Source organism: Pelagibaculum spongiae (genome assembly GCF_003097315.1).
Taxonomy (GTDB): domain Bacteria; phylum Pseudomonadota; class Gammaproteobacteria; order Enterobacterales; family Pelagibaculaceae; genus Pelagibaculum; species Pelagibaculum spongiae.
In genome coordinates, this window is the sequence record NZ_QDDL01000007.1 from 91,635 (window position 1) to 105,755 (window position 14,121).

Below are 14,121 nucleotides of genomic sequence, written 5' to 3' on the forward strand. Positions count from 1 at the left end.
CCGCTTTACCATCGAATTCATCCTTAAACTCAACTTTAGAGTGAGCGCCTCCGCTTATGGTGGCGCTTGCCATTCTTAAGTTTCTCTTTCTTTCTCTGTTCTATTGTGTTTTTACAGCACCTTACCGTTGCAGGTTTTTTCAACCGCTATTTTCGTAATCTCGTGGCTCGAATTTTTGATCTTTTGGATGCCACGAGCTTCGCACATTAACATGCATTAAATCCCGAACCAGCCCCTGCTATAGATGCCCTGCCGTCGTAGGGTGATCTTGCCCCCAAGGTGAATGGTTATTTTTTCAAAAGCGCTATTTTTCAAAGTGCCATATATTATTTTTCAAAGTGCCACCCAAAATATTTTCTATAACTAATAACTCAAAACTTGATGGCTACATTCTGCAATATTTTAAGAGCATTTTACTTCAGATACATTTTAATGCTGATTATTTCGATAAAGCGCCCAGCAGAAGTACCGGATATATCCGGCAAGTTAAAATCATTTTTATTGAGAACTTTTAACTAGATTTTTTTGACGGCGGCTGGTGTAGCGGTGATTTCTGCTGATCAATCTGACTGACTTGAGCGTCACGCCAAACTTGTGTTTGTTGCTTCACTCTTGCTTTGAACGCGCTGATATTTAGATAACTGCCTATCGCATGGGAAAATGCTCGAACGTTCGATAACGCCTTACTTTGGCCGCTCATGGTTTTAGCCCACCAGACTGCTGTAGTATCAATTTTTAATCTGTCGAAAATAGGAGGCAGTTGGCTATCCATGTGATATTTTTTATCATTTCGCGCCATTCGGGCACTGGCATCAACTAGCTCTAAATAATCCTTTAATGAAAACGGCAAAGGTTTTTGCTTTACATGTGACTTGTCGGATTTGTTCTTTGGATTAGCGCTATCTGAAAAAGGTTTCAACAAAGCAAACTGATAATCATAGCGTCGGCTTTTAATCGATTTCTTATTATTTTTAATACGAGTTTGGTTAGATGCTATTTCAGGCAGTTCAGTTTCGACTCTTGCTTAAATGGACGTGTAATCCGATGTTTCTGGTGTTTTAGCTATGCCCGCTCGCAAAGGGTTGAGGTCAACGTAGGCCATGCAAGTCAGCAGTGCTTGCTCATCGAGCAGCGCTTGAGCCTTAAAACGGCCTTCCCAGAAACGCCCCTTGCAATGGTCTTCGGCATTGGCCAACCGAGCCAGCGGTTCATTAATCGATTTCATAAACCAACTAATTGAATACAGTCGCTTGCGATACTCTTCAGCTTTGGCTTCAACATAATGAATTTCAGCTTCACTGAGCAGACGACGCTTTTGTGAACTGAGGTATTTTTTAACTAACGGCTCGGCATCGAACACTTTGGTATATTGCAATAATACCTGGCGCGCACTCCATTTATCAGCTCGCGCAACATCAACATAAAGCACCAAATGATAATGATTGCTCATCACGGCATAGGCTGCTACATCAATCGAAAATGCTCGAGTTAACCGATCAATTCGATCAAAATAATGGCAAAATAATGGCGCCACCCATAATTCAACTTACAAAATAATGGCGCCACCCATAATTCAACTTATAACTAACGTTATTTTATTTATATCGAAAACCATTTGAGATCTTTCGGTTTTTTGAGCCAACATCTTCTCTCTAGGTCGCTATCTGAAAACCTAGACAACAGAAACATCAGGCATGCCCGGCAAGTTAAATACACCAAAAAATGGCGCCAAAAAAATGGCGCAAAAATGGCGCCACCCATAATTCAACTTATAACTAACGTTATTTTATTTATATCGAAAACCATTTGAGATCTTTCGGTTTTTTGAGTCAACATCTTCTCTCTAGGCCGCTATCTGAAAACCTAGACAACAGAAACACCAGGCATGCCCGGCAAGTTAAATACACAGATTTAATTAACAGTATTAGCTGGAGTTTTTCGGCGGCGGTTGGTTGGCTCGCCAAGCTTGCGTTTGTTGTTTCACTCTTGCCTTGAGCGCGCTGATGTTTAGGTAACTGCCTATCGCATGGGCAAATGATCGCACATTAGAAAGCGCCTTACTTTGGCCGCTCATGGTTTTAGCCCACCAGACTGCTGTAGTATCAATTTTTAATCTGTCAAAAATAGGGGGCAACTGGCTATCCATGTGATATTTTTTATCATTTCGCGCCATTCTGGCACTGGCATCAACCAGCTCCAGATAATCATTTAATGAAAACGGCAAAGGCTTTTGCTTTACATGTGGTTTGTTGGATTTATTCTTTAGGTGAGCGCTATCTGAAAAAGGTTTCAATAGAGCAAACTGATAATCATAGCGCCGGTTTTTAATCGATTTCTTATTATTTTTAATACGAGTTTGGTTAGATGCTATTTCAGGCAGTTCAGTTTCGACTCTTGCTTGAATGGACGTGTAATCCGATGTTTCTGGTGTTTTAGCTATGCCCGCTCGCAAAGGATTGAGGTCAACATACGCCATGCAAGTCAGCAATGCTTGTTCATCAAGCAGCGCCTGAGCTTTAAAACGGCCTTCCCAAAAACGCCCCTTGCAATGGTCTTCGGCATTGGCCAACCGAGCCAGCGGTTCATTAATCGATTTCATAAACCAGCTAATTGAATACAATCGCTTGCGATATTCTTCAGCTTTGGCTTCAACATAATGAATTTCAGCCTCACTGAGTAAAAGACGCTTTTGCGAACTGAGGTATTTTTTAACTAACGGCTCGGCATCGAACACTTTAGTATATTGCAATAATACCTGGCGCGCACTCCATTTATTGGCTCGTGCAACATCGACATAAAGCACCAGATGGTAGTGATTGCTCATCACGGCATAGGCTGCTACATCAATTGAGAATGCCCGCGCCAGCAGATCAATTCGATCGACAATCCACTGGCGGCGATGATCATAATTTTTTCGAAGCTCAGGCACAATCGCAGGATCTTCACCACACAACCACCCTCGCCTAACGCATCTTGAACAGGCATGCACATATGGATTCGCTTTCGGGTCAAACAGAATGGCACGAGGTGCGGGCATAATAAAAAAGGAAGGCTTTTTACAAGCATCCACTCCAACTCATTTCAGTGGTTGGTTGATGTTAGCTGACGTGAACTCACATTTGAAATCAAAAATTTTTAGGCAATAGCGTTGGTCATAGATAAATTTATGGGTGGCGCTTATCAAATACTTATCAAATACTTATCAAATATTTTAAAGTAAGACACAACACCCTAGATAAATTACTATCAGTCTTGTTTTAAATTTAAACTTACTTTTTTATCAACAAAACTATTTAACGAATCGAAAAACTGCCAGGCTGTATAAAAGCGATAAGCACACACTCTAATATTTCGATTTTAAAATTAAATTTATTCAAACCAAGAACCATTAGAACCTATAAAAAACAATAGATTGCCTTTTTATGCTTAATGTAAAAATGCATAGATTGGCAGTCACTTAAGACTATTTGTGGTATTTGCAACATTCATTTATTAATCAAATTGTTATTGTCGTTACCGCTTGAATGTCAGCATTTATTTTGAAACAATGATCTTTATTGCTTTAACCATTTAAAAGCAATAAAACATAACTGCCTCTTGTTTTATTTTGGATCATTTCACAATGAAAAAATTTATAATAACATCTGCTGCCGCTTTAGTGCTTTCAGCTTCGTTCACTGCCACGGCTGTTACAGCGCCTCTTAAAACTGTCACTCTTACCGGCTCGTATGGACAAAATATCGAAGTAGAGCTAAACCAAGCTCTACATTTAGCGCCTACTCAAGGTGAATTCATTAATTACGTGTCTCGCGAAGCTTTTCGTACATGCAATCCAGACTTATTGGCTGCTGACGCTACTAATAGATTCTCAAATGCTAACTTGACAGGAACCACTGCCTCAATAAACCAAAATGGAAGAGCCTCGCAGTATGCTACTCTCCAAATGAGTACGAATGGTGAGCTCTTTATACCATTCACATTCGATCTCATCGAACCCGATGATGTCGGAATACCGAATCCAGTGATACCTTATCAAGAAGATGGAAAAACCTTTGTCATTGCTCATGACAGAAATAACGGCGAAAGTGCTGCTCAAGCATGTATTCGCGGTAAAAAATTCACTATCAGTCAACCAAACAATAGCGAAGCTGAATTACAACAAACAATTGCTGAACTACAAGAACTAAAAAATCAAAATGCAAGACTAATTGAATGGTTTTTTCTTGCTCAATCTGAACTGATTTTCCAACCTAATGCGACATCGCAACCTAAATTACATAGATATTCAGTAGATAGCCTTGATAGAGCGGGTATCTTACGCATTAAAAATCCAGATGGTAGTGCTGGCAATTTTCATTCCGTGACAAGCAGCAATGAAAATTATGTTTATTGGAATACTTTTAATGAACTTGGTCTTCCAACTATCAATATTGGCTACATGGAATGGATCGGTTCTCCCAATACTTATGGATATCTAAATTATATTGGAAACGCTCCAAGGCCGGGCCAGGCCCTAGTTATTCAAACAAGATAATCGATTTTCTTAAATGATAATTAGCACTATAAAAATTTTTAAATTTCACAATCAGGCCATTAAAAATATTTGATAGTTAACTGACAACAACACAGGTAGATTGACTATTGGTCTATCGGTGTTGTTGTTTAATTAACCTACCACTTTCATTGACGCATTGAAAAATTAGGTGCCAATCATTATAAAAAACCTAAGAAAACCCCGCATCAATTTCAAATAAAAAATGCGCTACACCAATACTAACTGGAGGTTAATTTTATGTTACTAGAGCAAGCGCAAAATACACGACCTGATTGAAATACACCGATGTTTATAAATAGATGCAAGAATAAATGCAGCGACTAAGGGTCGTGGAATAAAATAAACATCCTGTTTATCGAGGCACCGAACCTTATGTTGTATGTAGGTTTGATAAGCCTTCGGCGCAATCAGACACTTTTGGAACATATCGCCAGATGTCTGGGACAATTTTAAATTTCTGAGCCCCTAATACTTGTCACTGAATGTTTAATCGCCAACCCAATGCACCAAGCTTAATAACAACAAAATTGCAGAAACACTCTGCCAAAAAACTAAAGGGTTTCGCTTTAGTAATGACTGTTGCTGCGGCAGTTTAAATAGTGGATTTGACATTGAAAGATCTTGTGAAAATTTAGTCGAAACAGAATAACGGTTGTTAGGGGCCGGATTGCAGGCATTTTCAATGAGCATATTAACCCACCATGCCAAGTCTGGCCGATATTTAAGCAACAATTGATTACAGATCGGCGAATGTCTCGGGCGAGATTGCTCTAAAACATTCGGCAATATTGAAATTTACACTACTGCTGTTTATTGCAATCAGCTCTAACATAAAACTGGAGAAGTTTTATTAAAAATAAAAAACTCAATAGAAGACCTTGTTATTTTAAATCGACACTAGAGCAAACTCAAAGCCGAAAATAGATCACAGAAAGTCTCGTTTTAATTCAAACTCATTTCTTTACTTGCAAATTATTTAACACAGCTGAGAATTATTCAGTTGCATATAAGCAACAAGTACCTGCAATTGTAGATCCGCTTTTAGAAACAAAAACACTAGAACGGTAAAAGTCTATAAAACAATGCCTTGAGACTTATATATAAGATAAGAAAGCGTCATATAAACTATCAATCATTTAAACTATCTGCAACATTTAGAACGACTACCTATCACTTTAAGTATTGCCGCTACGACCACTTGAACTTCAGGATTTATTTTGGTAAAAATGCTTATTATTGCTTTTGTTTTTCAAAAGCAATAATAACATAACTGTTTCTTGCTTTATTTTGGAATTATTTAACAATGAAAAAATTTATAATAACATCTACCGCTGCTTTAATGCTTTCAGCTTCGTTAACTGCTATAGCTGTTAATGATCGTTCAGCTGCTCTAAACTATAGAAATGCTACTGTTTCCGGCGCGTATGGAACAAACATCGAAGTAAAGAGAAATCAACCCTTAAAATTAGCGTTTACTCAAGGTGAATCTGTTAATTTCGTGTCTCTCGAAGCTTTTCGTACATGCGATTTAGAATTATTGACTGCTGATGCTACTAATAGATTCTCAAGTGCAAACTATTCAGGAGGCTTCTCTTCAATAGCTCAAGATGGAACAGCCTCGCGGTTTCAGCCCCTCAAAATGAGTGAGGATGGTGAGCTCTTTGTAGAAGCTGCATTCGACGTCATCGACGACTATGACGTCGGAATACTGAATCCAGCAATACCTTACCAAGAAGATGGTAAAACCTATGGTATTGGTTTTGATGGGAATAACAACGAAACTCTTGTTCAAGGTTGTGTCCGTGGTAAAAAATTCACTATCAGCTTGCCAGAAGCTAGTAAGACTGAATTACAAGAAACCATTACTAAACTGAAAAGTCAAAATGCAAGACAAAATGACTGGTTCCTTTTAACTCAATCTCAGCGTTTAGCTCTAAATCAGTATTTCTTTCCAAACAGCTCTACATCTAGATTTTCAATCGGCAGCCTTGATGGCTCAGGAAACTTACGCATTAAAAATCCAGATGGCAGCCCTGCTAAATTTTCTCCTCAGTTGACGGCCCTTAACAATTTAGTTTATTGGAATACCCTTGATCAACTTGGTAATTCTATCGTTAAGTATGGCGCAATCAGATGGTTCAGTAACGATAAAACTTATGGACAGTTTAATCTAAATGGTAATAACGCTCCAAAACCGGGCCAAGCAATCATCATTCAAAAACTGTAATTTGCTCGCTAAAAATAACCAGCGTCGTGAATAATTCTTAATGGTTTATTAATCCGCCAATTAGATAATTCATGCATGACTGACAACACCGGTAGATTAGAAAATCAATTACTAGTCTACCGGTGTTTTTTTTTGAATAAGGGGTGCGGAATTTAATAAACACCCTTAATTTAGGTCGTCATGAGCGAAGCGAATAGCGATTCGCCAACGAAATGTCACGATTCACCGAGGTTCAGGGACGATTTACGAAAAGATACAGAAAGATTATTTATTTCTAAGACCAAAATACACATAAACTAAAACTATCACGCAAGCGGCTTTTTAAATACAAGGCGCTCTAAGGGTTGTGGAATATAATAAACACCCTGTTTCCCGAGGCGCCGAACCTTATGTTGCATGTAGGTTTGATAAGCCTTAGGCGTAATCAGATACTTTTGGAACGTATCGCCAGATGTCTGATTTCGCTAGTGCTCATCAAACCTACAATATTCGGGGCAGTTTTAAATTTCTGAGCCCCTAAAGGGATGCAAGCGCAGCGGTTAATACCCGCAACAATTACCACTACTTTTCTAATCAGTAACCCAACTCACCAAGTTTAATAACAACAAAAAAGCAGAAACACCTTGCCAGAACACGAGTGGGTTTCGTTCTAACAACGGCTGTTGCTTTGGCAGTTTAAATAGTGGGTTTGGCATTGAAAGATCTTGTAAAAATTCAGACAAGGCAGAGTAACGGTTTTTAGGATCCGGGCTACAGGCCTTTTCAATGGCCATATCAATCCACCACGGTAAGTCTGGCCGATGCTTAAGCAACGACTGATAATGCAAATGCTGATAATGGCGTACCCGAATACTACTCCCTGCTTGTTCTTTGTAAGGTAACTGGCCCGACAACATTTCATAGGCCATTACTGCAATTGAAAACTGCTCGGCGCTGGTATCAATATTTCCGCTATCCAGAAAGTATTCTGGTGCCATATAGTTTTTGGTTCCGGGCGGCAGCGGCAGGTCATCATCAAGGTTTATATTTTGCTCACCTGCCACCCTAGCCGAGCCAAAATCAATCAGCAACACTCTGCCTTGCTGATCTAACATTAAATTCTCTGGCTTTAAATCTTGGTGCAATATCTGCATGCGGTGCACCACTCTAACCGCGCTTACAATCTGTTTTAACAAATTACGAACTTCAGACATCGCTGGCTTTGGATGATCAAAAATCCATTGCCGAAGATTATCGCCGCTAATATATTGGCAACTATGGTAAAGAAACTTGCGATCTTCTCTTGGTGGATAGACCGACATCACCGCAGGATGATTTAAACGGCGGCCAATCCACTCTTCACGCAAAAAGCCTTCGATATATTTTGGGTCATCCTGATAATTCACCGATGGTGTTTTTAATAATACCTGATTGTTTTCATTGTCGGCATCTGCTAACAAATCTTCAGCTAAATATAATTGCGACCGTTTACTGGCATGCAATTGTTCAATAATTAAAAAGTTATCAATTTTCTGTCCAGAATATAAATCAGGCGGGAATCGTAATTTTGCTAGCTGCTGTAGCCTGGTTTGCTCATCGCAAACCGGCAAAGATTCAACATAAGCAAGCATCACTGAAAGATTGTCTGTGCTACCTTGCTCCAGAGCCATTGCAACTAACTGATCGGCCATTTTTTGCAATGACCATGGCTGCGATAATAACTGCCTGACCTGACTTCTATCCAACACATCATGCACTCCATCGGTGGTTAGCATAAGTAGATCACCCACTTGCAATGCATGCTGTTTATAATCTATTTCAATGCCGGGCTCTATGCCCAGCGCCCGGCCTAAATAATGTTGCTGGCCAACATGATGCATATGGTCTCGGGTTAAATGCTCCAATAAACCATTGCGCATTAACCAACCTCGTGAATCACCAGCATGCAACAAATGCAATTGATTATTTTTAGCAACCATCGCGGTAAATGTGGTACACCAACTACCTTGATCATCGGGAATTTGGTGGCCAAGTTGGTATAACCAGCGATTTAATGCGTAAAGCACTTTGGCTGCAGCATGCTTAATCGTCCATGAATCTGGGGTACTGTAATAATCTGCAATAAAGCTATTAACCGCAGTCTGGCTAGCTTGCTGGGCATGACTAGATGCACTCACACCATCAGCAATAACCAACACCAAACCTTTATTGGCCAGAACAGAATCTGAATCAGGAATCGAAATTGCGCAAGCATCTTGGTTTTGTTGTTTTATTCCTTTATCTGACGCAACTGCCGTGATTATTTTCAATTTGCTCATGTACCTGCGCCCCCAGCTTCAATTACTACTTTTTAGTCTGTTATTATTTGGCTTTATCGCTCTTTTTAATTACCCAACAAAGCATTATCTATAACCATTAATCGTTGAGCAAGTATCCGCATAAGACGATGCTCTAAGACACCTAGGTTTTCGGATGATTGTTGGGTGCGCCTTAAAGCTTACCCAACCTACTTTAGTTCGGTATCAGCTGAAATATCAGAACCTTATTAATGAAAATCAATCGGTTTTCGTAGCCTGGGTAAGCCTGTGGGCGAACCCGGGGTTAAATGCCATATATTTCAAATAGTGCAAGAGCAAATGCAACAATTAATAACAACTAGAAAACTTTTATAAATTCTTATTATCTAAGCCGCCTAAAATATTTTAGGCGGCTTAGGCTGAATGAAAACTAAATCAAGTCACATCAATCATAGTCACCGTACCATCGGGTAAAACCTCTGCCACCTGCCCTTCTGGCTCTTCCAAAAATAACAAGGTAACAAAGCCCAACACCGCTGTACCGGCAATCACGAAAAAGAAAGTCTGGTAGCTGACCAATGACAATACCGTCAGATAGAACACCGCGCCTACGTTACCGTAAGCACCTGTCATGCCAGCAATTTGACCGGTAAGGCGGCGTTTAATTAAAGGAACTACCGCAAATACCGCGCCTTCACCTGCCTGAACAAAGAATGAACAAGCCATCGCTGCAATTACTGCGAAAGCTAATGGCCAACTACTATCCACGTACCCCATCAGCAAGTAACCCAACGCCAGGCCAGCCGTTAATACCAATAAGGTCGGTTTACGGCCAAATTTATCGCTAATAATGCCACCACCAGGTCGAGACATTAAATTCATAAAGGCATAAGCTGATGCAACCAAACCGGCCATAACCGGATTTAAACCAAAGGTATCGGCAAAGAATAATGGCAACATAGAAATCACAGCCAGTTCTGAACCGAAAGTAGCAAAATATAAAATATTTAATACTGCGACTTGCTTGAATTTATACTGATGAATTTCAGCTACTGGTTTTTCGAAAATCTCGCAATTTACCTGCCATGCTTTCCAACACTCGAATAAATACAATGCACAGAGTCCGACATAAATAGACAGTACAACCGATTGCTCTAACATAGAAACGCCCGCAGGTGACAATTTCCATGCTAACAGTGCTAAAGCGGCATACATTGGGATTTTCATCACTAACAACAGTACAAAGTCACCCTTTGAGGTCACTTCCATTGCACCGAGGTTTTTAGGCCTAAAGTAGGTCGAACCTTTCGGAGTATCGGTTACGTTTTTATAATAGATAACGCTATAAATTAACGAGATCAATCCAGTAATACCAATGGCATACCTCCAGCCATCATCGGTTCCGAATATTGATCCAATAACAATCGCTAGCGTAGGCAACGCCATTGCCGCAGCAGCAGAACCAAAGTTGCCCCAACCACCATAAATACCTTCAGCGGTACCTAACTGACGGGCAGGAAACCACTCTGAAACCATTCGTATTCCGACCACAAAGCCTGCACCTATCGCGCCTAACATAAAGCGCGCAACTGCTGCCTGAGTAAAGGTTTCAGCAAATGCATACATAAAGCAAGGAATACTACATAGCGCTAACAGCCATGAATATACTAATCTGGGCCCATATTTATCGGTCAGCATGCCGATTACAACCCGTGCCGGAATGGTTAAGGCCACATTCAATATCAGCAAGGTTTTTAACTGCTCTCGCGTCAATCCCAAGCTTTCAGAAATCGCCAACGTGAGCGGTGCATGGTTAAACCACACCACGAAGGTGATAAAAAAAGCAATCCAGGACAAATGTAGAACTTTCATTTTTCCCTGAAATGAGAACAGGTTAATTCTATCTGGATTTTCCATTGTGACTTCACCTCTCCATTGGATATATCGTCACAACAGCCATCGCAAGGGTTAGGCCAACTTAACTAAAATTGTTTTTACGTTTAATTTCAACAAATTAACAGGATTTGCAATCTTTCTCTATCAAAGCACCTGCCAATTAACAGTGCACTTAAACAACCACTCGCACCAGTTGAATGCAATTTAATTGAAAAACGAATATTGCAGTTACCAAATTACTCGATGGTTTTTATATTTAAAATGACAACTTAGTTTAGCCATTTTGACCTGGTTAATTTTGAACGAAAAAAAACCAGCACTTGGCTGGTTTAAAAATAAAATCACTTTTTAAAATCTATAATTTGTCGCTATGCTATTCTGGCTATTTCATACTTACGCATCTTTTCAACTAGCGTGGTTCGGCGCATTTTCAATTGCTCGGCAGCTCTGGCAACCACACCACCACTTTGCTCTAAAGCTAAGCCAATGATTTCAATTTCAATCTGTGCTAAATGCTCTTTTAGATCAAGCCCACCTTCAGGTAGCTCGGTTTTTAAAACAGGTGCAGCCATAGGTTCGTCAACAATCCATTGATCATCTGGCAAAGGTGGTAGCTCATCTAAGTTAACTGGCTGATTTAATAACTGACTTTCCAACCCCGGAGGTGCCTCATAACGTGGTGTTTCTTCAGGAATTTCACCCTGACGGTAACGTTCGGGCAAATCATGATATCCGACGACCGAATCGGGATATAAAATGGTCAAACGTTCAATCAGATTCGATAACTCACGAACATTACCTTTCCAAGTGCAATTCTGCAGCGCAATGATCGCTTCAGCAGAAAGCGTGACACCTGGTCGACCTTGTTTAGTTAATCGATATACCAATCGATCAAATAATTCGGGTAAATCTTGCAAGCGCTGGCGGAGCGAGGGCACTTCTATCGGAAAAACATTAAGTCGATAATATAAATCTTCTCGAAAGTCGCCTTTTCGAATAAGCGTTTCCAAATCCCGATGCGTTGCAGCAACAATCCGCACATCACAGGCAATGCTTTTATTACCGCCAACTCTTTCAAAAGTGCGCTCTTGAAGTACTCGCAATAATTTGACTTGCATCTGTAGTGGCATATCGCCTATTTCATCAAGAAATAACGTGCCACCTTTTGCAAGTTCAAATCGACCGGCTCTTGCGCTGATTGCTCCAGTAAAAGCGCCTTTTTCATGGCCAAACAATTCGCTTTCTAAAAGCTCACCTGGTATTGCACCGCAATTCACCGGTACAAAAGGCCCTTCTTTACGACAAGATGCTTCATGTAAGCTACGAGCGACTTCTTCTTTGCCGGTACCCGATTCGCCTAATACCAGAACATTGGCATCGCAATCTGCAACTTGTGACACTAATTGTCGGATTTCTGACATCGCAGAGCTTTGGCCTGCCAAACGTGTGATCGCAGCCACAGAACACGGCTTTTTCATCGTTTGATAACGACGCGCGCGTTGAATCATATCTAACATTTGGCTACGGGATAGCGGCCATGGCATATGATCAAACAATAACTTTTCTGCTTGTGATTTAAATGGTGCCAGCTGTAAATCTGGACTAATCCCCAGCACAACCGCATCGCCAATAAAATCAGGGAGTGTCTGTAATAGCTTGTTAGTTTGGGTGTTTTTGTTTGCATTTCCAACCAGGTAAATTAAAACATCCTGGTCTTTATTCGCAATATCCAACCACTGATCCACACTATATGCATCCGCAGAAAAACCCATAAAATTCAGCAGTAACTGCAAATCTCTTCTGCGCTGTGCATCATCGTCGATGCATAGTAGTTTGAATTCCTGAGCCATTTTCTCCCCCAATACGGGACATTCTTGTATTGGGGTGAAGCTTACTGGATGTCACATGTCAGTTTATTGACACAATACTGTTTTACGTTAGATATAGTCAAAAAGACTGCTGCCTTGCGCCAAACTAAAACTTTTCATTGATGCCTGTAGCGATGCTTGTTTGACACTTAATTCTGTGACAAGCGTCGCAAAATCGGCATCTCGTAAATTTGAGCGTAATGTTTTATCGAAAAGACTTAATCCTTCATTTACTTCTCGCTCGGTATCTACACTATTTAATCGCGAACCAATTTCCGCTCGCTGTAGTGAAATATTATTCATACCAGAATCTAAATCATTTAATAATCTACCAAGACTTTCCATGCGAACTGTATCTGCTTCAGTGCCACTATCTGGATCTTCTAAAACCTGAATGATATTACTCACGGTGGTAAATAAATCTTGGTTGCCGCCAAATGTCAGACCAAATGTATCATTCGTTTTGGCTCCATCAGAAATAATTATTTCTACACCATCAACGACTATCGCAGCACCTTTTGTTGAGTCATAAGCGAAAGCTGGATCACCAGGTTTTGGAAAAAGTTGTTTACCTGCGAGATCACTCGCTACTATTTCTGGTCCAGCACCTTCATCGACAATTTTAACCTGTAACGGAGTCGCTGAGTAAGCACCTTTAACTCGACTTTCTACCGTAGCGGTTCCGGTATTAGCTACACCAGCAACTACTCGAGGTGCGCCAGCTGTTTCTATATTTACAAAGATTTCACTACCTGGATGATTGGTAATGACTCGAGCATTTGGGCCAATTTCTATTTCTCGGCTGCCATTGTCACCTTGGTAAGAATAAATACCTTCACGGTTGACAGTAAAAGGCTGCTGCTGGCTTTGAAAACCGGAAAACAAATATTCTCCATTTGCTTCGCGCGTATTGGCTAAGCCAGTGACGTGTTCTAATTGTGTTTGCATTTCCTGAGCAATAATGTCGCGGTCATTTTGCGACAATGATTCTTTATTGGCGCTGATCATTAATTCTCGAATCCGCTGCAAGCTGCTCGTAACAGCATCTAGCGTACTGTCTTCTAAAGCCAATCGATTTTCTGCGAAATTAGCATTACCTTGAAACTGTTCCAACTGATTGATTTCTTGATCTAACACAATGATCTGTGCCATTGCTAAAGGGTCGTCAGATGCTTGATTGACTCTTTTACCCGTCGACATTTGTACTTGAATATCAGACATTTCCGATTGTGACTTATTTATTTGCGACAGAGTGCTGTTATACATTTGTAAAGTTGATATACGCATTTAAAAATACCT

10 protein-coding genes are annotated in these 14,121 nt (G+C 40.3%); 2 read left to right on the forward strand and 8 right to left on the reverse strand.

What is annotated here, in order from left to right:
• Window positions 1–511: 511 nt before the first annotated feature.
• From DC094_RS15775 to DC094_RS15785, 3 genes are all read right to left on the reverse strand, one after another.
• The gene (locus tag DC094_RS15775; RefSeq protein ID WP_116688093.1) at window positions 512–922 is read right to left on the reverse strand and encodes a hypothetical protein; all 411 of its coding nucleotides are present in this window, start codon (window positions 920–922) and stop codon (window positions 512–514) included.
• A gap of 102 nt (window positions 923–1,024) precedes the next feature.
• The gene (locus DC094_RS15780) at window positions 1,025–1,534 is read right to left on the reverse strand and encodes a hypothetical protein (protein WP_116688094.1); all 510 of its coding nucleotides are present in this window, start codon (window positions 1,532–1,534) and stop codon (window positions 1,025–1,027) included.
• A 390-nt stretch (window positions 1,535–1,924) separates the two neighbouring features.
• Window positions 1,925–3,070 (reverse strand): transposase, encoded by a 1,146-nt coding sequence (locus tag DC094_RS15785; RefSeq protein ID WP_133245578.1) that lies wholly within the window; start codon window positions 3,068–3,070, stop codon window positions 1,925–1,927.
• 552 nt (window positions 3,071–3,622) lie between these two features.
• Between DC094_RS15785 and DC094_RS15790 the strand changes: the two genes are divergently transcribed.
• On the forward strand, window positions 3,623–4,534 hold the full coding sequence (locus DC094_RS15790) for an LPS-assembly lipoprotein LptE (protein ID WP_116688096.1): 912 nt from the start codon (window positions 3,623–3,625) through the stop codon (window positions 4,532–4,534).
• A 507-nt stretch (window positions 4,535–5,041) separates the two neighbouring features.
• On the opposite strand, the gene DC094_RS22155 is transcribed toward DC094_RS15790, so the two are convergent.
• The gene (locus DC094_RS22155) at window positions 5,042–5,245 is read right to left on the reverse strand and encodes a hypothetical protein (RefSeq protein ID WP_158527358.1); all 204 of its coding nucleotides are present in this window, start codon (window positions 5,243–5,245) and stop codon (window positions 5,042–5,044) included.
• Window positions 5,246–5,858: 613 nt separating this feature from the next.
• Between DC094_RS22155 and DC094_RS15800 the strand changes: the two genes are divergently transcribed.
• Entirely contained in the window at window positions 5,859–6,782 is a 924-nt protein-coding gene (locus DC094_RS15800) for a hypothetical protein (RefSeq protein WP_116688098.1), read from the forward strand.
• Window positions 6,783–7,351: 569 nt separating this feature from the next.
• On the opposite strand, the gene DC094_RS15805 is transcribed toward DC094_RS15800, so the two are convergent.
• The 4 genes from DC094_RS15805 to flgL form a co-directional block, all read right to left on the reverse strand.
• The gene (locus DC094_RS15805; protein ID WP_116688099.1) at window positions 7,352–9,079 is read right to left on the reverse strand and encodes a bifunctional protein-serine/threonine kinase/phosphatase; all 1,728 of its coding nucleotides are present in this window, start codon (window positions 9,077–9,079) and stop codon (window positions 7,352–7,354) included.
• Between the two features lie 414 nt (window positions 9,080–9,493).
• On the reverse strand, window positions 9,494–10,975 hold the full coding sequence (locus DC094_RS15810; protein WP_116688100.1) for a NarK family nitrate/nitrite MFS transporter: 1,482 nt from the start codon (window positions 10,973–10,975) through the stop codon (window positions 9,494–9,496).
• Window positions 10,976–11,322: 347 nt separating this feature from the next.
• On the reverse strand, window positions 11,323–12,804 hold the full coding sequence (locus tag DC094_RS15815) for a sigma-54 dependent transcriptional regulator (protein WP_116688101.1): 1,482 nt from the start codon (window positions 12,802–12,804) through the stop codon (window positions 11,323–11,325).
• A gap of 87 nt (window positions 12,805–12,891) precedes the next feature.
• Window positions 12,892–14,109, reverse strand: a complete 1,218-nt coding sequence (gene flgL, locus DC094_RS15820; RefSeq protein WP_116688102.1) for a flagellar hook-associated protein FlgL — start codon at window positions 14,107–14,109, stop codon at window positions 12,892–12,894.
• Between the last annotated feature and the right edge of the window lie 12 nt (window positions 14,110–14,121).

What these genes read in the sequence shown, in the direction of transcription:
- DC094_RS15800 (WP_116688098.1), top strand. Translation starts at nt 5,859, where the DNA reads ATGAAAAAATTTATAATAACATCTACCGCTGCTTTAATGCTTTCAGCT.
- DC094_RS15805 (WP_116688099.1), bottom strand. Translation starts at nt 9,079, where the DNA reads ATGAGCAAATTGAAAATAATCACGGCAGTTGCGTCAGATAAAGGAATA.
- DC094_RS15815 (WP_116688101.1), bottom strand. Translation starts at nt 12,804, where the DNA reads ATGGCTCAGGAATTCAAACTACTATGCATCGACGATGATGCACAGCGC.
- DC094_RS15790 (WP_116688096.1), top strand. Translation starts at nt 3,623, where the DNA reads ATGAAAAAATTTATAATAACATCTGCTGCCGCTTTAGTGCTTTCAGCT.
- DC094_RS22155 (WP_158527358.1), bottom strand. Translation starts at nt 5,245, where the DNA reads ATGCTCATTGAAAATGCCTGCAATCCGGCCCCTAACAACCGTTATTCT.
- flgL (WP_116688102.1), bottom strand. Translation starts at nt 14,109, where the DNA reads ATGCGTATATCAACTTTACAAATGTATAACAGCACTCTGTCGCAAATA.
- DC094_RS15810 (WP_116688100.1), bottom strand. Translation starts at nt 10,975, where the DNA reads ATGGAAAATCCAGATAGAATTAACCTGTTCTCATTTCAGGGAAAAATG.